General features: G+C 68.9%; 14 protein-coding genes, 1 tRNA gene, 1 other RNA gene and 3 pseudogenes. 12 read left to right on the plus strand and 7 right to left on the minus strand.

What is annotated here, in order from left to right:
• Positions 1-41 precede the first annotated feature (41 nt).
• The 4 genes from ABZ809_RS29985 to ABZ809_RS30000 form a co-directional block, all read right to left on the minus strand.
• Positions 42-536 (minus strand): hypothetical protein, encoded by a 495-nt coding sequence (locus tag ABZ809_RS29985; protein ID WP_357565993.1) that lies wholly within the window; start codon positions 534-536, stop codon positions 42-44.
• A 32-nt stretch (positions 537-568) separates the two neighbouring features.
• Entirely contained in the window at positions 569-1,183 is a 615-nt protein-coding gene (locus ABZ809_RS29990; protein ID WP_357565976.1) for a hypothetical protein, read from the minus strand.
• Positions 1,184-1,596: 413 nt separating this feature from the next.
• Positions 1,597-2,397 carry a sulfite exporter TauE/SafE family protein gene (locus tag ABZ809_RS29995; RefSeq protein ID WP_357565978.1) on the minus strand — a complete coding sequence of 267 codons (801 nt, stop codon included), beginning with the start codon at positions 2,395-2,397 and terminating at the stop codon, positions 1,597-1,599.
• Between the two features lie 227 nt (positions 2,398-2,624).
• Positions 2,625-3,461 (minus strand): NPCBM/NEW2 domain-containing protein, encoded by an 837-nt coding sequence (locus ABZ809_RS30000; RefSeq protein WP_357565979.1) that lies wholly within the window; start codon positions 3,459-3,461, stop codon positions 2,625-2,627.
• A 701-nt stretch (positions 3,462-4,162) separates the two neighbouring features.
• On the opposite strand from ABZ809_RS30000, the gene ABZ809_RS30005 reads away from it, so the two are divergent.
• Both ABZ809_RS30005 and ABZ809_RS30010 read left to right on the plus strand, forming a co-directional pair.
• Entirely contained in the window at positions 4,163-5,752 is a 1,590-nt protein-coding gene (locus ABZ809_RS30005) for a DUF262 domain-containing protein (RefSeq protein ID WP_357565980.1), read from the plus strand.
• Between the two features lie 3 nt (positions 5,753-5,755).
• Positions 5,756-7,009 carry a type II toxin-antitoxin system HipA family toxin gene (locus ABZ809_RS30010; protein WP_357565981.1) on the plus strand — a complete coding sequence of 418 codons (1,254 nt, stop codon included), beginning with the start codon at positions 5,756-5,758 and terminating at the stop codon, positions 7,007-7,009.
• Positions 7,010-7,253: 244 nt separating this feature from the next.
• On the opposite strand, the pseudogene ABZ809_RS30015 reads toward ABZ809_RS30010, so the two are convergent.
• Positions 7,254-7,769 (minus strand): annotated as a pseudogene (locus ABZ809_RS30015) (HAD family hydrolase); the annotation flags it as partial.
• Positions 7,766-8,074, minus strand: a pseudogene (locus ABZ809_RS30020) (GntR family transcriptional regulator); the annotation flags it as partial. The pseudogenes ABZ809_RS30020 and ABZ809_RS30015, both read right to left, overlap by 4 nt.
• A gap of 3 nt (positions 8,075-8,077) precedes the next feature.
• Here ABZ809_RS30020 and ABZ809_RS30025 point away from each other — a divergent pair.
• A pseudogene (locus ABZ809_RS30025) lies at positions 8,078-8,419 on the plus strand (tyrosine-type recombinase/integrase); the annotation flags it as partial.
• A gap of 89 nt (positions 8,420-8,508) precedes the next feature.
• Here the strand turns inward: ABZ809_RS30025 and ABZ809_RS30030 are convergent.
• A tRNA-Ser gene (locus ABZ809_RS30030) sits at positions 8,509-8,593 on the minus strand.
• An 82-nt stretch (positions 8,594-8,675) separates the two neighbouring features.
• On the opposite strand from ABZ809_RS30030, the gene ffs reads away from it, so the two are divergent.
• From ffs to ABZ809_RS30075, 9 genes are all read left to right on the plus strand, one after another.
• Positions 8,676-8,765, plus strand: an RNA gene (gene ffs, locus ABZ809_RS30035) — signal recognition particle sRNA small type.
• A gap of 107 nt (positions 8,766-8,872) precedes the next feature.
• On the plus strand, positions 8,873-11,518 hold the full coding sequence (locus ABZ809_RS30040; RefSeq protein WP_357565982.1) for a DNA polymerase III subunit gamma and tau: 2,646 nt from the start codon (positions 8,873-8,875) through the stop codon (positions 11,516-11,518).
• Between the two features lie 193 nt (positions 11,519-11,711).
• A complete protein-coding gene (locus tag ABZ809_RS30045) occupies positions 11,712-12,020 on the plus strand; it encodes a YbaB/EbfC family nucleoid-associated protein (RefSeq protein WP_233600326.1) in 309 nt (102 codons plus the stop codon).
• 7 nt (positions 12,021-12,027) lie between these two features.
• On the plus strand, positions 12,028-12,621 hold the full coding sequence (gene recR / locus ABZ809_RS30050; protein WP_357565983.1) for a recombination mediator RecR: 594 nt from the start codon (positions 12,028-12,030) through the stop codon (positions 12,619-12,621).
• A gap of 317 nt (positions 12,622-12,938) precedes the next feature.
• A complete protein-coding gene (locus tag ABZ809_RS30055; RefSeq protein ID WP_357565984.1) occupies positions 12,939-14,603 on the plus strand; it encodes an ABC transporter substrate-binding protein in 1,665 nt (554 codons plus the stop codon).
• 76 nt (positions 14,604-14,679) lie between these two features.
• A complete protein-coding gene (locus tag ABZ809_RS30060) occupies positions 14,680-15,684 on the plus strand; it encodes an ABC transporter permease (RefSeq protein ID WP_357565985.1) in 1,005 nt (334 codons plus the stop codon).
• The gene (locus ABZ809_RS30065; RefSeq protein WP_357565986.1) at positions 15,681-16,643 is read left to right on the plus strand and encodes an ABC transporter permease; all 963 of its coding nucleotides are present in this window, start codon (positions 15,681-15,683) and stop codon (positions 16,641-16,643) included. The genes ABZ809_RS30060 and ABZ809_RS30065 overlap by 4 nt, the downstream gene beginning before the upstream one ends.
• 53 nt (positions 16,644-16,696) lie before the next feature.
• Entirely contained in the window at positions 16,697-17,830 is a 1,134-nt protein-coding gene (locus ABZ809_RS30070; protein ID WP_357565987.1) for an ABC transporter ATP-binding protein, read from the plus strand.
• Complete coding sequence (locus ABZ809_RS30075; protein ID WP_357565988.1) at positions 17,827-18,930, plus strand: oligopeptide/dipeptide ABC transporter ATP-binding protein; 1,104 nt, start codon at positions 17,827-17,829, stop codon at positions 18,928-18,930. The genes ABZ809_RS30070 and ABZ809_RS30075 overlap by 4 nt, the downstream gene beginning before the upstream one ends.
• Positions 18,931-19,116 lie beyond the last annotated feature (186 nt).

A 19,116-nucleotide genomic window follows, 5' to 3' on the forward strand; every position in this document is an offset into this window, starting at 1 on the left:
TGCTTCGGGCGCCGGTGCACGACGGCCCAGGAGGGTCGACCTCAGCAGGGGCTGTGGCCCTCGTGGAAGAGGCGCTGGGCCCAGTCGGCGTACCCGGCGATGATCTTTCGGACGGCGTACCCGTCGTGCAGGAAGAGGTAGGCCCGGTCGCCCTGCCGGGCGATCAGCCCGTCGAACCGGTGCATCCCCTGTGGAGCGTCCAGCTCGCGGGCGGACGGGAAGCGGGCGCGGACCTCCTCGATCGGGATTCCGGTGGTGATGCCCTGCGGGGTGCGCGTCGCGTCGTCGAGCCAGAGCAGCACCAGTCGGTCGTCGACGAAGATCGGGCTGATGGCGTCGTGCCCGGTCAGGGCCGGGCCGCAGGCATCGACGTCGGAGCGCAGGATGCCCCGCCGGGTCAACTCGTCCTCGGTGTCGCCGAACTCGATGTTGCGCAGGCCGTTGAGATCGACCACCTCGACGACGCCGACGGGCCGGCCGTCCGGCGCGGGTGACGGCGGGTGCGCGCCACTGCTCGTGATCCAGGCAGCCGTCAGCAGCGTCGCGATAAAGGCAAATTGTCGCAATTTCATGGAATCCCCCAGTCCCCAACGGGACTGGCGCGTTCAGGTTGCTGCCCGGCGTCAGATTGCCGGTTTTCCCATTCCTCGGCCAGCTCGTCCCAGTAGTCGGCGCTCAACCGTCGCCGCCCGTGCGCCAGCCAACCGGCGGTGCTCCGCTCGACGTGCAGGCCCAACTCGGCGAACGGGTCGATCCACGCGCCGGGCTCCGCCCCGAGCCGGATGAGCGCAGCGTTCACCGGCCACTCCGGGCGCGGACCGTCGAAGCGGCGGTCGAACGCCGGCCCCCAGGTGGTCTCGCCGCCGTGCCACACCACCGCCGACTGGTAGCCGGCTCCGCCGAGGAACTCCGCCTCCAGGTACGCCAACGGCCCCGACCGCGACCAACCCGCGAGGACCTCGGCGAGTGCCGCCGAGAGCGCCAGGTGAAACGGCTCGTCCGGGGATCGTTCCACCGTCGAATAGTCGGGCAGCGCCCCGGTCAACTCCTCGACGAGCTGCGGGGTGACCGGCAGCAGCGCGAAGTCCTGGCGCAGCTCGCCGAGGACGGCGTGGTCCAGGTCGACGGTCCGCTCGCGGAGCAACTCGGCGTCCGCCACGACCGCGCTGAGCTGGTAACCCATCCGAGCCCTCCGCCATCCACACCCTGTGGATGGAACATGTGTACGACGGATTCCCCCGCCCTACGCGTCCGCCCACCCTAACGAACCTGCGCCCTGGCGTGGGGCCGGCCGCCCTCCCACCCCCTCCCGCCCTCCCGCCCCGCCCCGCCCTCCCCGCCCCGCCCCGCGCGATCTTGCACTTTCGGCCCCTTTTTTGAGCGAGATGTGGCCTTTGTCGGGGCGGTAAGTGCAAGATCGGCGGCGGGCCGCGGCGCGTCGCGTCGCGGCGCGGGCTGGCCCCCGTGATCTTGCACTTCCGGCCCCGTGATTGGGCGAAATGTGACCTTTGCCTGGGCGCAAAGTGCAAGATCGACGAGGTGTATCGACGGGCGGGGGCGCGGGCGCGGGCGGGGCGAGTTGGGTTGGCTTGGTGGTCAGAGCAGCAGGTTGGCCAGGGCGGCGAGCCCGACGACCACGATCGTGGCGCGCAGTGCCACCGGCGGCAGCCGGCGTCCCCACCGGCCGCCGGCCAGGCCCCCCAGCACGGAACCCACCGCGATCAGCAGCGCCGGCAACCACGCCACGTTCCCCACGACCACGAACAGGACCGCCGCGACCCCGTTCACCAGGCCGGCGAGCACGTTCTTCACCCCGTTGACCCAGCGCAGGTCGGTGGAGAGCAGCACCCCGAGCAGCCCCAGCAACAGCACGCCCTGGGCGGCGCCGAAGTAGCCGCCGTACACGCCGGTGCCGAAGACGCCAGCCAACAGCAGTGGCCCGACCCGCCGTACCTCCGCGTCGCCGGACGACGCCGTGCCCGCGCCCTCCGGGGCCGCTCGCCGGCGGGCCAGCGCCCGGGCCAGTCGCGGCTGCACGACCACCAGCACCAGCGCCAGGATGATCAGCGCCGGCACGATGGCCCGGAACGCACCGGGAGGCAGAACCAGCAGCAGTACGCCGCCGGTGATCCCGCCGAGCACGGCTGCCACGCCAAGCCGCGTCAGCAGCCGGCCGTGCCCGGCCAGTTCCCGGCGATAGGCGTACGCCGCGGAGAAGGAGCCCGGCACCAGCCCGACGGTGTTGGACACGTTCGCCACCACCGGCGGGTAGCCGAGGGAGAGCAGGACCGGGAAGGTCACCAGGGTGCCTGAGCCCACCACCGCGTTGATGGCTCCTGCCGCGGCCCCGGCGGCCAGCACCGCCAGCCCTTCGGCGACGCTCAGCGCTACGTTCACGTGTTTCTGCGCTCTCTCCGGGCCGGTCGCCGCCCGCAGGTCGCCGCCGTCCGGCTGTCTCGCTGTCCGATGCGCTGTCAGCGTATGGCGTGCGTCCTGCCGGATGATCGTCGTGCGGCCAGCGTCACTCCGCGCCTCGACGCGCGCCAGCCCGCGCCTCGACGCGCGCCAGCCCGCGCCTCGACGCGCGGCCGCCCGACCGGTGGCGGCGGTCGGGCGCGGCGCGATCACGGTGTCACGACAGGGTCCGTCCATGCGGCGTAGACCCGCCGCCCCAGGCCTCCGCAGACGTCCGTTTGGACTTCCGCTTGGATCGTGATCCGGAACGCGCCGGTGACGTCGGCCTTGAAGGGAACCACCTCTCCGAGTTCTGCGATCACGGCGTGCTTCACGTTCCCATCCACCAAGAGCGAAAATCTCACACTCGCCTGATAGCCGGTGTCGTCGCCGAGCCCCACGCCGGCTTCGAATTGTCGGTACTTCCGGCCGAGCTGGTAGGTCGTGGAAACGAGATCGCTCCGGCAGGTGCCGTAACCGTGAATCACCTGGTCGTACGTCTTGTCGTTGACCTTCAAGGGGCCCTCGGAGAAACGGATGTCCCCTTCTTTGATCATCTGGGCGTCGAGAAGGGACATCGCGCCGGGCGACTGCGAGGGCGACGGGGAAGGTGACGGCGGTGTGGGCGTCGGGAAGCTGTCGCTGGCCTGGGGCGTGGGTTCCCTTCCGTGCGGGCTGCCGACGCTGCTCTGGTCGCGGGCCACGGCAGAGTTGTCGAGGGGCCGCTGACCGGCTGTCAGGGATCGGTCGATCGTCACGATCAGCGCGCCTGATCCAGCGATCATGGTGACGGTGGCCAGGGCGATCCGCCAGTCGACGGGTTGGCCCCACCTGACGGCGATTCGGTAGACGCCGGCCAACAGGGCGCCGACTCCCGCGACCACGACTATGACTCCGATGGCGGAGCGCGCCGTGGCGACCACTGCCGAAATGTCGGCGATCACCGCGACCGCGATCCAGATGTGGTCAGGAGTGCGGCGGCCGGGCGTTCCGTCGGCGTACGACATGGCCGCCCCTCTCGATGGTTGCCGATCGACATCGGTCGTCGTAATCCTAGATTCCTGGAGCCAGTTGTCCGATCCGTTCGCGGGGTGGACGTCTGGCTTCGGGATAGCCGGTCACCGATGTGGGGCGTTTGGCGCCGACCCTCTCCGGGTGTCGATCCTTGCCCGCCGGCAGCGTGCGGGGAATGCGCTCGCGGCGATCGAGGTGCCGCCGGGTGTCGGCGGTCTCCGAGAGCGGGGGAGAGAGGCTGAGCCGGGAGGGCCGGAAGACGACGAAGGGCCGGTCCCCGAGTGGGGCCGGCCCTGCCGTTCGTGCTGCTCCGCGGCGGAGGATACGAGATTCGAACTCGTGAGGGTGTTAACCCAACACGCTTTCCAAGTCTGCTGACACGCGTACGGTGAACGCCACTCGCGTCCTCTGCCTAGAGAAGCACCGTTCGCTGAACGGGGTTGGCCGGGTTCGTACGTGCATGAATGAGACGGAAACTGAGACAGGGCCTTGGCGGGTTCGAGCGGCTACAAGACCTCCGAGTGATCCTCGGCGACCGTACGGGTGGACAGGCTGGGCTCCCAGACGTGCCGCCCAGGCCGCGCCAAGATGGCCAGTGAGAGCGGCGTCGGCCAGCTTCTGGCGAAGGCGCGCGTATGCTGGTTGCGTCTCATGTCAAGACGGAGGGTTTTCAGCTCAAATTGAGAGGAACGGGATGACTCAGGCGGCCGAGCAGCTAAACCGACCCCGGTCGACCAATTTTTACGTTCCTGACCTTGTTGACCAGGGCTTGAAGGGTCAACTACGGATTCCTCGCTTTCAGCGAAGCTTCGTATGGGACGAAAAAGACGTACTGGATTTATTTGATAGCCTGTGGCGAGGCTTTCCAATAGGCACGCTACTTCTTTGGCAAAAGGGCGCGGCGGCTGGCACAGTCGAATTTGGCCCGCTTTCTATCGCTGTCCGCGAGCGGACTGACGCTCTGTGGGTTGTTGATGGGCAGCAGCGTATTACATCCCTCGTCGGGGCCCTCAATCCGACTCACCGCAATGTCGACAAACGCTTTGAGGTATTTTTTGATCTGAGGCGAGGGCGATTTGCGACAGGTGGTAGTTCTGTGCCTCCCACTTGGCTGCCGGTGCACAGAGCAATCGACAGCAGGTCCTTACTTTCTTGGCTGAGAGAGCATGTCGACGACCTCGAACCGGACGACTACGACGCAGCGGATGCTCTAGGGGGCGCTCTGCGCGATTATCAAGTTCCTGCATATATCGTTTCCGGCGACGATGATTATCTTCTCCGTAAAATCTTCGACCGAGTCAACTCGGCCGGTAAGCCCATCGGGCGGGCCGACGTCTTCCACGCATTGTTTGCGAGCGAAGCGGAGCCAGGTAGCCCTCAGACTGTAACCGAGGCCCTCAGCCGTCTAGGGTTCGGAATCGTTGATTCCGACCGGGTTGTCCAAAGCCTTATCGCGCTGAGGGGAGGCAACATTCAGCGCGATCTACGCGATGAATTCGATAACGGCGAAAATGCCGCCGAATGGTACGAGAAGACTGAGCAGGCTCTCACGCTGGCAATCTCCTTCTTGCGGAAGCAAGGGATCCCCCATCTACTTCTGATGCCCTCTACCCTCCCGCTCCCCGTGCTAGCCGCATTCTTTCATCTCCACCCTGAGCCAGATTCTTGGACTCAACGGCTTCTAGGCCGGTGGCTGTGGCGCGGATGGGTCCATGGTTTTGGTAGGCAAGGACAGACGCCGGCGTTGCGCCAGGCGATCTACAGTGTCAATCCAAAGAAGGGGAAGCCCGACCTAGCCCCGCCCGAAGACCGCGCTGCCCTCGGCTTGATCTCCAGTGTCGTGGACGAGGATGCGTACAACTTGAGGCTGCATCCATTCCGTACTGAGTCGTCTCCAGCGAGGCTGGCTATGTTGGCACTGGCTTCCTTGCACCCGCTGGACTTGGACGGGCGACCGATCGACATCGGTACCCGGTTGGAGGAGCAGGGTGTGGAGGCAATTACTGAACTGGTGCCTAAACGGCGCGGACAGGTGGGCGCGCGTGGATTTTGGCCGAATAACGCCGGATATCCGACGGGATTCGAGCCGTCTAAAATACTAGAAAGCCATGGCATAACTGCTGAAGCTGCGGAGGCCTTGCGGACGCGCCGGATCGATGATTTCGTTGCCCTGCGAACTGCGTACATTGAAGATCTCCTTGGGCGATACGTATCGTCCCGAGTTGAGGCGAAGACCCTCGCGCGTCCGGCATTATCCAGTCTGATCGTTGAGGATGAGGACTGAGTCATGCAATCGAGGCTTGCGCGAGTAGGATTAGTGCAGCTTCTTTCACCGGAGGGTGAGTGGCAGAACGTAGGCCGCTTGGTCAACAATGACGAGATCACCCGGTTCGAGTCCGACGACGGGTATTGGCGTCAGGACCGTCGCATGGTACTTGGCCAGATATTTGAGGAAAACGAGCCGACTTGGCGTCCTAGTCAACGCGTCTCGGTTCCGACTTGGTTTTCCCACCTCTTGCCAGAAGGCTATCTAAGATCGGCAGTGGCCTCGGCCACTGCCGTGAACCCGAAAAGGGAGTTTCCGATGCTTCTCCGCCTCGGAAGGAACGACCTCCCGGGAGCGGTCCGAATAGTGTTAGCAGAACCTTCCTCAGCGGATTTTGGGCTTGCTGAGCCTCTAACGTCTGAGAATGCGGAAGCTCCGGAAGATGCTGTCCTCAAATTTAGCCTCGCTGGCGTGCAGCCAAAGTTCTCGGTCGTCATGACAAACGCCCGAGGGCTCACGATTCCTGCTCGCGGGCAGGCCGGCGATTGGATTGTCAAGCTTCCAGACGGAAGACCTGGTTTCGACGGCGTTCCCCAGTCGGAGCTGGCCGGACTAGAGTTAGCCCGTAGGATCGGTATCCCTACTCCTGAGGCCATGTTGTTTAAGGTAGCGGATATCGGAGGGCTGCCTGGCTGGGCCCGGTCGTATCCCGGAGATGCGTTGGCGGTCAAGCGATTTGATCGGAGGCCAAATGGAGGGCGCGTTCATGCTGAAGTTCTTGCGCAAGTACTGGACGTGCCCACAACGAACGAAAGACTAAAGTACGTTCGAGCCAACTTTGAGACGGTAGCTTCCCTGGTTGGGGCGCTTTGCGGGCCGGATGCGATCGGCGACGTAGTCGATAGGATTGTCCTGAACGTGCTGATAGGTAACGGCGATGCGCACTTAAAGAACTGGGCTTTAACGTACCCTAATGGAGTTCTTCCAGCATTGAGTCCGGCTTATGACATCGTGCCAACGGTCCTTTATATTGAGAATGACGACCTAGGGCTCAAGCTGGATGGCTCGAGAGAGTTCAGATCGGTCACGCCTGTCAGCTTTGATCGTATGGCTAACCGGGCGGACATTGAGGTAAGGCATATCCGCACGAGGGTAGCTCGCGCCGTGGATCTGATCATTCAAGAATGGCCAGTATTGGAGGAACTTCTCCCGAAAGATGCATACCAGCGTCTTACGACACGTAGGGACTTGCTGCCGTTGGTAAGGATGAGTTAGGAAGCTCGATGGCTACCCCTGACCTGCTGATAACCTCCGTGGACCGATGAAACGCCGCGCCGCCAGGAGCCCTGCTTCGTGTGCTTCCGGCCCGATGTGACTGGCGGAGGCATCGGAGATGAGCCAGGAGTGGAGTGCGTTCAAAGCATCTACTGCGCCCTTCAGGACGCGATTCTCGGTCGCTATTCCTTACATGAGCGCTTGTGCGAGTTCGCTCATGCTCGTTATTACGACGTCTGCCATGGCGGCTCGGCGGCATCTTCAGGGCGCGGACAGCTTGCAGAATCGGTTCCGGGCTAGGTTTCATGCGGGCGGGATCGGCGTAGGGCCGGCCAACAACTGGTGAGACATGCCCGGCCAACCGGTGTGCCGTTAGGTAGGCGGTCACTGCTCCGGCCGAGTTGTTGCTGACCACCGCTACGGGTAGCCCGGCTTGCCGGGCAGCCACGATGACCTCCCGACCGTAGGGCGTGGGCTCGGCACTTTCGGCGGCCTGGCGTTCGGCTGCGCACAGCGCGTCCTCTACCGCTCGCGTGGCGTCCTGGTCGCCGGTCGCTCCGGTGCGGCGAAGTACTTCAAGCGGGTCCGGCTCTCCTGCGAGGTCTGGCGGCACTTTGGCCCCGCATCGCCGCAGCACGTCGACCAACTCGGCGGCAACCTGCGGCGCCGGGTACCCGGCAAAGATGCTGCACACCGGGCCGTCGAAATCGAGCAGCACCGCACCGACCTCACCGAGCAGCCGGCCGAGGTCGGCGCTCATCCGTCGTACCGGTAGGCGATGGTCGACCACACCGAGTCGAACCACTGGCGGGACGCCTCCACGAACTGGGTGCCATGGGAGGTGTCATCGTCGGTCACCGCGTAGTGGAACAGCGGCACGTCCTTGCCCATGAGGTCGTAGATCGCCATGGGCTCACCCTTGATTGAGACGGTGCGCTCAACGACCGGGTAGAAGCCGTAGAAGACCTCTTCGCTGTTCAGGATGTAGAGCTTGAACAGCGGGGACGCTCGGTGCATCCGCACCTCAACTGCGGCTGACCGAATGAGGCCGAGGTCGCCCAGCTCGGCGGGTGGGTGTTCGCCTCGCCAACCGGAGAGGCGATCCATCAGGCGACGGACTACGACGAATGGAAGCGGCTGCTCAAGCTCGCCGGAGTGCGGGATGGCCGGCTGCACGACGCGCGGCACACCGCCGCCACCGTGCTCCTGGTCCTCGGCGTCTCCGGCCGCGCCGTGATGGGCATCATGGGCTGGTCGAACTCGGCAATGGCCGTCCGGTACCAGCACATGACCGATCAGGTTCGCCGCGACATCGCGCAGCAGCTCGGCGGGCTGCTCTGGGGCGACCCGCCGAGCCGGCCGGGGGAGTCCGGCGAGCGGCAGCCAGGGGGGCCGGAACAGGGCAAGTGAGACGACAACTGAGACGGCAGCGACCGTAGAGACGGCGGAGGGCCGGTCCCTGACGGGGCCGGCCCTTCCGTTTGTCCTGCTCAAGAGAGCGGAGGATACGAGATTCGAACTCGTGAGGGTGTTAACCCAACACGCTTTCCAAGCGTGCGCCCTAGGCCTCTAGGCGAATCCTCCGCAGACGAGGATACAGGTCCATGCCGGGTGGGCCACCCCACCACCCCCTGAAGATCGACGGGACGTCGGGTAGGGTTGTCGGTACCTCCCGTGCGGCGGTATCTCGTGAACCTCCCCAGGGCCGGAAGGCAGCAAGGATAAGCGAGCTCTGCCGGGTGCACGGGAGGCCTTTTTGTCTCCGGGGCCCGGTAACGTCCCTGCGGGTCAGGTCACGGGGTGGTGGGTGGTCACCCGCGCCCGGCCGGCGCAGAATGGCTCGGTCGAGAGGAGGCGGGACGAGTGGCACTGGCGCTCTACCGCAAGTACCGGCCGCGTACCTTCGCCGAGTTCATCGGCCAGGAACACGTGACGGAGCCGCTGTCGCAGGCGCTGCGCAGCGGCCGGCTCAACCACGCCTACCTCTTCTCGGGCCCGCGTGGCTGCGGCAAGACCTCCAGCGCCCGGATCCTGGCCCGTTCGCTGAACTGTGCGCAGGGCCCCACGCCCGAGCCGTGCGGGCAGTGCGAGTCGTGCCGCGAGCTGTCCACCGACGGGACCGGCTCCATCGACGTCATCGAGATCGACGCGGCCAGCCACGGCGGCGTCGACGACGCCCGCGAACTGCGCGAGAAGGCGTTCTTCGCGCCGGCCCGCAGCCGCTTCAAGATCTATATCATCGACGAGGCGCACATGGTCTCGTCGGCCGGCTTCAACGCCCTGCTCAAGCTGGTCGAGGAGCCCCCGGAGTACGTCAAGTTCATCTTCGCCACCACCGAGCCGGAGAAGGTCCTCGGCACGATCAAGTCGCGGACCCACCACTACCCGTTCCGGCTGTTCCCGCCGAAGGTGGTCCGCCCATATCTGGAGCAGCTCTGCGAGGCGGAGGGGGTCGCCGTCGAGCCGGCGGTCTTTCCGCTGGTGGTGCGCGCCGGTGGCGGCAGCATGCGGGACAGCCTCTCCGTGCTCGACCAGCTCATCGCCGGGGCCGGGCCGGAGGGGGTCACCTACGCCCGGGCCACCGCCCTGCTCGGCGTGACCGACGCCGCCCTGATCGACGAGATGTGCGACGCGCTGGCCGCCGGGGACGGCGCGGCGGCGTACGCGACCGTCGACCGGGTCGCCGAGGCCGGGCACGACGCGCGCCGGTTCGCCTCCGACCTGCTGGAACGGCTGCGCGACCTGATCGTGCTCCAGCAGGTGCCCGACGCCGCCGCCAGGGGCCTGATCGACGGCCCCGCCGACCAGATCGAACGGATGGCCGCCCAGGCCCAGCGGCTCGGCCCCGCCACGCTGTCCCGGTGCGCCGACATCGTGCACAACGGGCTGGTGGAGATGCGTGGCGCCACCGCGCCCCGGTTGTTGCTGGAGCTGATCTGCGCCCGGATGCTGCTGCCCGGCGCCGATGACGCCACCGGCGGCCTGCTCCAGCGCCTCGAACGCCTGGAGCGGCGGCTCACCCTCGCCGGCACCGACGCGCCGCCGGCCGCCGCCGGCCCCGCGCCGGTCACCTCCCCTCCTCCCGTACGACCCGAGCCCGCCCCCGCCCCGACGGAACCCTCGGACGCCGCTGCGGCCGGCCCGGCATCCCCTGCTCCGGTGTCCCCAGCCGGCCCGGCGTCGCCTGCTTCAGCCGCCCCAGCCCGTCAAGCCGCCCAGGCCGCCCCGGGGGCCGCTACGGCCGCTACGGGTGCCTCCCCGGTCGCTCCGGCCGGGTCCGAGCCGGCGACCGGTACGCCCCGCCGGGCGGTCCCGCCGTCGGCGGTGATGCCCGATCCGGCCACCCCCGCCCCGCCCCGCCCCGGCGCGGAGGCGACCGGCGCGCTGGACGCCGTCGCGGTGCGCCGGGCCTGGCCCGAGGTGGTCGGCAAGGTCAACCGCACCAACAAGCGGATCGCGGCGCTGATGCGCGACGCGGTGGTGCGTGACCTCGACGGCGACGCGCTCGTGGTGACGGTGAAGTCGTCGGTGCTGGCCAAGATGATGTCCGACCACGCCCAGGTGCTCACCGACGCGCTCTACGAGGAGCTTGGCGGGCGCTGGCAGATCCGCTGCGAGGTGGCCGGCGAGCGGGGCGGTGCGTCACTCGGCGGGCCCCGGTCCGCCGCCCCGGCCCGCCCGGCGTCCCCGCCGCCCGCGGAGCCCGATCCCGAGACCCGGGCCCGCCCGGCCGGCGGTGGCCCGTCCAGCGGTCCGGGCGGCCCGGCCGGCGGCGCGCCTGCCGGCCCGTCCAGCGGCCCGACGGGCAGCGCTTCTGCCGGCGCGGAGAGCGAGGACTGGCCCGAGCCGGCCCGGCCAGGTGGCGTCGCCGGGGGTGGCGACGACTGGCCCGAGCCCGTCCGTCCCGGCGGTGCGGCACCCGGGGCCGGTGGCGAGGACGACTGGCCCGAGCCGGTCCGACCGGGTGGCGCGTCGGCCACCAGCACACCGGCCGGTGCTGCGGCAACGGCCGGTGCGACCGCCGCCCCCTCGACGGCCGCCCCGCCGACCGCCAGGGTGGCGAGCGGCCCCGCCTCGTCGGCTGTCCCTTCGGCGGCTGTTTCCTCGGCGACGGCGGCGTCCGGCGTACCGAAGCCGGCTGGCGAGTCGGCGGCGCCGCAGCGGACGACTGCGGCGCCGGTGAGCAGCGCGATCGCGGCGGCACGGGCGGCCGCGGCGGGACGTGGTCCGCGTACCGGCCAGGCGGCCCGGAAGACCGCGGACGCCGAGTGGGCCGGCGAGCCGCCGTACGACCCGGATTTCGACGGTCCGGTGCGCGGCGGCGGCGGGGGACGGCCCGGCGGAGCTGCGGCGGCGACACCGAACTTCGAGGGCTTCGATCCGGGCGACGAGCCGCTGGACGAGGTCATCGACGAGCAGACCGCGCGGGAGTCCAGCGAGGAGCAGGCGGTTCGGCTGCTCCGGGAGGCGTTCGGCGCGGAAAAGATCAACGAGGTGGACGCCCGGTAGGCCGGCGGGCGCGATGGATCTTGGCGTGAAACGGCCCTTCCGGGGGCCTATTCGCTCCAAGATCTCCCGGCGGGCCGGTTCAGGCGGGCCCGCGGGGGAGGAAGCACCGCCGCTCACAGCGGATAGGCTGATCGGCGGCCGAGCAGACGAGTGCGAGAAGGAGCCATCCGTGCGCCCAGGTGGACAGCCGAACATGCAGCAGATGCTGAAGCAGGCGCAGAAGATGCAGCAGCAGATCGCCAAGGCGCAGGCCGAGCTTGCCGAGGCGGAGCTGACCGGCACCGCCGGCGGCGGCCTGGTCACCGCGACGGTCGCCGGCACGGGGGAGCTGAAGTCGATCAAGATCGACCCGAAGGCGGTGGACCCGGAGGACGTGGAGACGCTGGAGGACCTGGTCGTCGCCGCGATGCACAACGCCGCCGAGGCGGCCCGGGAGCTGACCGAGAAGAAGATGGGCCCGGTCACCGGCGGCATGGGCGGCCTCGGCCTGCCCGGTTTCTGAGCGGCAGATGTACGAGGGTGCCATCCAGGACCTGATCGACGAGCTGGGCCGGCTGCCGGGCGTGGGCCCGAAGAGCGCCCAGCGGATCGCGTTCCACGTCCTGTCGGCGGACCCGGCCGACGTCAACCGGCTGGCCGGGGCGCTGCGTAAGGTCAAGGAACTGGTGCGGTTCTGCGCCAGCTGCCACAACGTGGCCGAGTCGGACCAGTGCCGGATCTGCCGCGACCCGCGCCGCACCGACGAGGTGCTCTGCGTGGTCGAGGAGCCGAAGGACGTGGTGGCGATCGAGCGGACCGGCGAGTTCCGGGGCCGCTACCACGTGCTCGGCGGCGCGATCAATCCGCTGGAGGGGATCGGTCCCGACAATCTGCGCATCCGCGAGCTGATGACCCGGCTCAGCGGCGGCACGGTGCGGGAGCTGATCCTGGCCACGGACCCGAACACCGAGGGCGAGGCGACCGCGACCTACCTGGCGCTCATGGTCAAGCCGATGGGCATCGCGGTGACCCGGCTGGCGAGCGGCCTGCCGGTGGGCGGCGACCTGGAGTACGCCGACGAGATCACCCTCGGTCGGGCCTTCGAGGGCCGCCGCGCCGTCTGACCGGACCGTGACGGCCGGCGCCGGATCCCGGTGCCGGCCGACGCTTCGGGTGCCGGCGCGTCCACTGTGGGGTCTGACATGTGGACGATCGCGGCGACGATCGATGTAACAAAACGGCATCGGTCGAATCGGACATCCTGCCCCTATGCTGGCGGTCTGGAACGGCCGCTGGGGCGGGGCGTACCGGTTAAGACACGATCCGGTACCAACCGGTTCCTCGACGGTTTCCCGCCGGTCCGAACGGGGGCTAAGGTCACGGCGATCGGTGACCCCTGTCACCACGAATGTCCGTACCCCCAAGGACGAGGTGAGCACCCATGCGTGCATCCAGGCCGAAGGTCGCCATCGCGGCCGTCGCGGTCGCGGCCCTCGCGGTAGCAGGCTGTGCCGAGAGCGACCGCGATGACAGTTCCGGCGGCAGCAAGAAGGACACCCTTGTCTTCGGCGTAGCCGGAGACCCGAAGGTGCTCGACCCGAGCTTCGCCAGCGACGGTGAGTCGCTGCGCGTCGCGCGTCAGGTCTTCGAGACCCTGGTCCGGCCGGAGGAGGGTGGCACCAAGGTCACCCCCGGTCTGGCCGAGTCCTGGACGCCGGACGCCGCGGGCACCACGTGGACCTTCAAGCTGCGTTCCGGAGTGAAGTTCCACGACGGCACCGACTTCAACGCCGAGGCCGTCTGCAAGAACTTCGACCGCTGGTACAACGCCAAGGGCCTCATGCAGAGCCCGGACGTGACCGCGTACTGGCAGGACGTCATGGGCGGCTTCGCCAAGAACGAGAGCGCGGACCTGCCGCCGAGCCTCTTCAAGTCCTGCACCGCCAAGGACGCCACGACCGTCGACCTGGCCTTCACCCGGGTCTCCAGCAAGATCCCGGCCGCGCTGATGCTGCCGTCGTTCTCCATGCACAGCCCGGCCGCGCTGGAGAAGTACGACGCCAGCAACGTCGCCGGCACCGCCGAGGACATCAAGTACCCGGCCTACGCCACGGCGCACCCGACCGGCACCGGCCCGTTCAAGTTCAAGTCCTGGGACGTCGCCAACAAGACGCTCACCATCGAGCGCAACGACGACTACGCGGGCAACAAGGCCAAGCTGAAGACCATCATCTTCAAGACCATCTCCGACGAGAACGCGCGCAAGCAGGCGCTGCGCTCCGGCGACATCCAGGGGTACGACCTGGTCGGCCCGGCCGACGTCGAGCCGCTGAAGGGCGAGGGCTTCAACGTCCTGACCCGCCCGGCGTTCAACGTCCTCTACCTGGCCATCAACCAGTCGGGCAACCCGAAGCTCGCCGACGTGAAGGTCCGCCAGGCCATCGCGCACGCGCTGAACCGCCAGGCCCTCGTCGACTCGAAGCTGCCCCCGGGCGCCAAGGTCGCCGAGAACTTCCTGCCCGACACCGTCGAGGGCTGGAACGGCGACGTCGCCAAGTACGACTACAACCCGGAGAAGGCCAAGGCGCTGCTGGCCGAGGCCGGTGCGTCGAACCTGACCCTGAAGTTCCACTACCCGACCGAGGTCACCCGGCCCTACATGCCGAGCCCGAAGGACATCTTCGAGCTGCTCTCGGCGGACCTCAAGGCGGTCGGCATCAACGTCCAGGCCATCCCGCTGAAGTGGAGCCCGGACTACCTGAACGCCACCACCTCCGGCAACAAGCACGACCTGCACTTCCTCGGTTGGACCGGTGACTACGGCGACGCCTACAACTTCATCGGCACCTTCTTCGACCGCAAGAAGGACGAGTGGGGCTTCACCAACCAGCCCCTGTTCGACCAGTTCAAGGACGCCGACACCACCGCCGACGCGGCGGCCCGGACCGAGAAGTACAAGGCCCTGAACAAGGCCATCATGGACTTCCTGCCCGGTGTCCCGGTGTCGCACTCGCCGCCGGCGATCGTGTTCGGCAAGGACGTGACCGGGATCAAGGCGAGCCCGCTCACCGACGAGCGGTACGCCACCGCCGAGTTCAAGTCCTGATCTGACGCTCCGAGTCGTGGGGGGCGCTGTTTCGGCAGCGCCCGCCCACGACCCTCCGTACCCTTTCGAGGCCGCCGTGTTCCGGTTCATCGTCAGACGCCTGCTTCAGCTCATACCCACGCTGTTCGGGCTCTCCCTCCTGCTGTTCATCTGGCTCCGCCGACTGCCCGGCGGTCCCGAGACCGCCATCCTCGGTGAGCGCGGGACGCCCGAGATGCGCGCCCAGATCCGGCGCAACATGGGCCTCGACGAGCCGATCCTGGTGCAGTACGGCCGGTTCGTCCGGCGGCTGATCAAACTGGACCTGGGTACGTCGACCAACACCAAGCGGGCGGTCACCACCGAGTTCCTGGAGCGCTTCCCGGGCACCGTCGAGCTGACCGTCATGGCACTGGTGATCGCGATCGGGCTCGGTATCCCGCTCGGCTACCTGGCCGCCCGCCGACGCGGCCAGCTGCTCGACCACGCCTCGGTCGGCGGTTCGCTGATCGGTATCTGCATCCCCGTCTTCTTCCTGGCGTACGTGCTGAAGGCGATCTTCTCGGAGAACCTCGGCTGGTTCCCGGCCAGCGGCCGGCAGGACCCGACGCTCGGCGCGACCCGGGTCACCAACTTCTTCGTCCTCGACGGCATCATGACCCGGGAGTGGGACGCCGCCGCCGACGCGCTCTGGCACCTCGTGCTGCCGGGTGTCGCGCTGGCCAGCATCCCCCTGGCGATCATCGTCCGGATCACCCGGGCCAGCGTGCTCGAGGTGCTCAACGAGGACTTCGTCCGCACCGCCGAGGCGAAGGGCCTCACCGAGAGCACGGTCCGCCGCCGGCACGTCCTGCGCAACGCGATGCTGCCGGTGGTCACCTCGATCGGCCTGCTCACCGGTGGCCTGCTCTCCGGCGCGGTGCTGACCGAGACCGTCTTCGCCTTCAGCGGCATCGGAGCGTTCATCTACGACGCCATCGGCCAGCGGGACTACCCGGTGCTGATGGGCTTCATCCTGATCATCGCGGTGGTGTACGTGCTGGTGAACCTCCTGGTCGACCTTTCCTACAGCCTGATCGACCCGAGGGTGAGGGTCCGATGACGATCATCACCGGCAAGAAGAAGGACAAGATCGACCGGCTCTCCGAACTGGCGGCCCGGGACGACGAGCGCGGCGTCAGCCTCTGGCAGGAGGCCTTCCGCCGGCTGCGGCGTAACCCCGCGGCCATCATCGGCGCGGTCATCCTGGCGCTCTTCGTCCTGGTGGCGCTGGTCGGTCCGTTCCTGGTTCCCTACAGCCCGACGGACACGATCGGTATCCGCGAGGGGCTGATCCGGCCGGGCGTCATCCCCGGCGCCGACGGCGACCACTGGCTCGGCTACGACCACCAGGGCCGGGACGAGTTCAGCCGGCTGATCGTCGGTGCCCGGCAGACCCTTCTGGTCGGTGTGCTCTCCACGCTGATCGGTCTGGCCGTCGGCGCGCTCATCGGCGGGGTCGCGGGTGCGGCCGCCGGACTCGGCGGCCGGTGGGGCCGGGCGGTCGACACCGCGCTCATGCGGATCATCGACATGATGCTGGCGCTGCCCAGCCTGCTGCTGGCGGTGAGCATCGCCGCCCTGCTCGGGGCGAGCCTGGTCACCGTGATGATCGCGGTCGGTGTGGTCTCCGTGCCGGTCTTCGCCCGGCTGCTGCGCGGCTCGATGATCTCCCAGGCCAACAGCGACTACGTGCTGGCCGCCACGTCCCTGGGCGTCAAGAAGTCGAAGATCGCCATCACCCATGTGGTGCCGAACTCGCTGGCTCCGGTGATCGTGCAGGCCACCCTGACCCTGGCGACGGCGATCATCGAGGCCGCCGCGCTCTCCTTCCTCGGCCTCGGCAACCCCGACACGGCCGTGCCGGAGTGGGGTGTGATGCTCGCCGACGCGCAGCCGTACCTCGGCGTGCGGCCGGGGCTGGCCATCTACCCGGCGGTCGCGATCATCATCACCGCGCTCGGCTTCACCCTGCTCGGTGAGGCCATGCGCGAGGCTCTCGACCCGAAGCTGCGGAAGTAGGTTGCCATGTGTGTGAGCTTGCGGTCCCCGCAGTCGGGAACGGAGGGACGATAATGGCACTGCTCGAAGTGGACGAGCTCTCCGTCACCTTCGCCCGGCGCGGTCAGCGCACCGTGCACGCCGTGGACGGGGTCTCCTTCTCCGTGGACGCCGGCGAGGTGGTCGGCCTCGTCGGCGAGTCCGGCTGCGGCAAGAGCGTCACCTCGTTGGCGATCATGGGCCTGCTGCCCAAGCAGCCGGGCCTGCGCGTCGGCGGCAAGGCGGTCTTCGACGGCACCGACCTGCTCCAGCTCGACGACCGGTCCCGGCGGGACATCCGGGGCCGGGACGTCGCGATGATCTTCCAGGACCCGCTGTCCTCGCTGAACCCGGTGATCCCGATCGGGCTGCAGGTCACCGAGGTGCTCACGCGGCACCGGGGGATGAAGGGCGCGGCGGCCGAGAAGGAGGCGGCGGAGCTGCTGGATCGCGTCGGCATCCCCGACCCGAAGCGGCGGCTCAAGGAGTACCCGCACCAGCTCTCCGGCGGCATGCGGCAGCGGGCCCTGATCGCGATGGCGGTGGCCTGCAAGCCCCGGCTGCTGATCGCCGACGAGCCGACCACGGCGCTGGACGTCACCATCCAGGCGCAGATCCTGGAGCTGCTCAAGGAGCTGGTCCGGGACTCCGACACCGCCCTGGTGATGATCACGCACGACCTGGGCGTGGTCGCCGGCATGTGCGACACCATCAACGTCCTCTACGCCGGCCGGGTGGTGGAGACGGCCCGCCGCCGCCCGCTGTTCCGCGAGCCCCGGCACCCGTACACCGTGGGGTTGCTCGGCTCGGTGCCGCGCCTGGACGCGGGGCGTGGCGAGCGGCTCAACCCCATCCCGGGCTCGGTCCGTGACCTCCTGCCCTGGCCGGACGGCTGCGCCTTCGCGCCGCGCTGCGCCCGGCGGGTGGACGAGTGCGTGGGGGAGCCGCCCGCGTTGGTGCTCGCCCACGACGGCCGCAGCTACCGTTGCGTCAACCCGGCGCCGCTGCCCGGCAGCGTGCCCCCACCGGCGGCCACCGCCCCGTCAGGCGAGGCCCCGGCTCCCGCCGCCTTGTCGGATGAGACCCCGGCCGCCACCGGCGCGCAGGCTCCGGCGGCGGAGGCGACCGGGGGCCCGGTGCCCGCTCCGCGCGAGGAGGAGAAGCCGTGACCGAGAGCGACATCCTCGTCGAGGTCCGCGACCTGAAGGTGCACTTCCCGATCCGGCGGGGGGTGATCCTCGACCGGACGGTCGGCCACGTCAAGGCCGTCGACGGCGTGGACCTGAGCATCGCGCGCGGCAAGACGTACGGCCTGGTCGGTGAGTCGGGCTGCGGCAAGTCGACCCTGGGCCGGGCGCTGCTCCAGCTCACCCCGCCCACCGGCGGCGAGGTCAGGTTCGACGGCGTCGACCTGATGGGGCTGCCGGCGGGCAAGCTGCGGTCGATGCGGCGCCGGATGCAGATGATCTTCCAGGACCCGATGTCGAGCCTGGACCCCCGGCAGAACGTCGAGTCGATCCTCACCGAGGGGTTGCAGGCCCACGGCATCGGCGGCAACCGGGACGAGCGGCGGCGGATCATCAGCGAGACGCTGGACGCGGTGGGACTGCCCCGCTGGGCGCTGTCCCGCTACCCGCACGAGTTCTCCGGCGGCCAGCGGCAGCGCATCGGCATCGCCCGGGCGCTGGTGCTCGGGCCCGAGCTGATCGTCGCCGACGAGCCGGTCTCCGCGCTCGACGTGTCGATCCAGGCCCAGGTGGTGAACCTCCTCGACGAGCTCCAGGAGAGCCTCGGCCTGACCTACCTGGTGATCGCGCACGACCTCGCGGTGGTGCGGCACATCTCCGACACGGTCGGCGTGATGTACCTGGGCGCGCTGGTGGAGGAGGCGCCGAGCGACCGGCTCTACACCGAGCCGCTGCACCCGTACACCCGGGCGCTGATGTCGGCGGTGCCGGTGCCGGACCCGGACGTGGAGGACCGCCGCGAGCGCATCCTGCTCGCCGGCGACCTGCCCTCGCCGGCCAACCCGCCCACGGGCTGCCGGTTCCACACCCGCTGCCCGTGGGCGCAGCCGACCCGCTGCGCCGACGAGCGTCCCGCGCTGCGGGAGATCGGCGGCAGTCGGGTCGCCTGCCACTTCGCCGAGCGGATCGCCAGCGGGGAACTGCGCCCGCACAAGGTCAGCGTCCAGCTCACCCGCCCGGTCGGCGAGGGCGACGAACCGCACACCGTCTCCGCCCCCAGCGAGCCCGGCTCGTACGTCTGACCGTGGTCGTGGGGGGGGGCCCCCCCCCGGGGGGGGGCCCCCCCCCCCCCCCCGGGGGGGGGGGGGGGGGGCCCCCCCCCCCCCGCCCCCCCGGGCCGGGGTCAGCCCTTGGCCTGCCCGGCGGCGACCTCCTCGGCCGTCCAGTAGCCGGAGTCGACGAGCACCGGCTTGATGTCGTCCTTGTAC

Origin of the sequence: Micromonospora sp. NPDC047074 (assembly GCF_040643815.1) — a bacterium.
Lineage (GTDB): Bacteria > Actinomycetota > Actinomycetes > Mycobacteriales > Micromonosporaceae > Micromonospora.

Bases quoted from the DNA above. Each gene is read 5' to 3' on its own strand.
- ABZ809_RS30010 (WP_357565981.1), top strand. From the start codon at position 5,756: ATGCAATCGAGGCTTGCGCGAGTAGGATTAGTGCAGCTTCTTTCACCG.
- ABZ809_RS30045 (WP_233600326.1), top strand. From the start codon at position 11,712: ATGCAGCAGATGCTGAAGCAGGCGCAGAAGATGCAGCAGCAGATCGCC.
- ABZ809_RS30005 (WP_357565980.1), top strand. From the start codon at position 4,163: ATGACTCAGGCGGCCGAGCAGCTAAACCGACCCCGGTCGACCAATTTT.
- ABZ809_RS30000 (WP_357565979.1), bottom strand. From the start codon at position 3,461: ATGTCGTACGCCGACGGAACGCCCGGCCGCCGCACTCCTGACCACATC.
- ABZ809_RS30055 (WP_357565984.1), top strand. From the start codon at position 12,939: ATGCGTGCATCCAGGCCGAAGGTCGCCATCGCGGCCGTCGCGGTCGCG.
- recR (WP_357565983.1), top strand. From the start codon at position 12,028: ATGTACGAGGGTGCCATCCAGGACCTGATCGACGAGCTGGGCCGGCTG.
- ABZ809_RS29990 (WP_357565976.1), bottom strand. From the start codon at position 1,183: ATGGGTTACCAGCTCAGCGCGGTCGTGGCGGACGCCGAGTTGCTCCGC.
- ABZ809_RS30070 (WP_357565987.1), top strand. From the start codon at position 16,697: ATGGCACTGCTCGAAGTGGACGAGCTCTCCGTCACCTTCGCCCGGCGC.
- ABZ809_RS30065 (WP_357565986.1), top strand. From the start codon at position 15,681: ATGACGATCATCACCGGCAAGAAGAAGGACAAGATCGACCGGCTCTCC.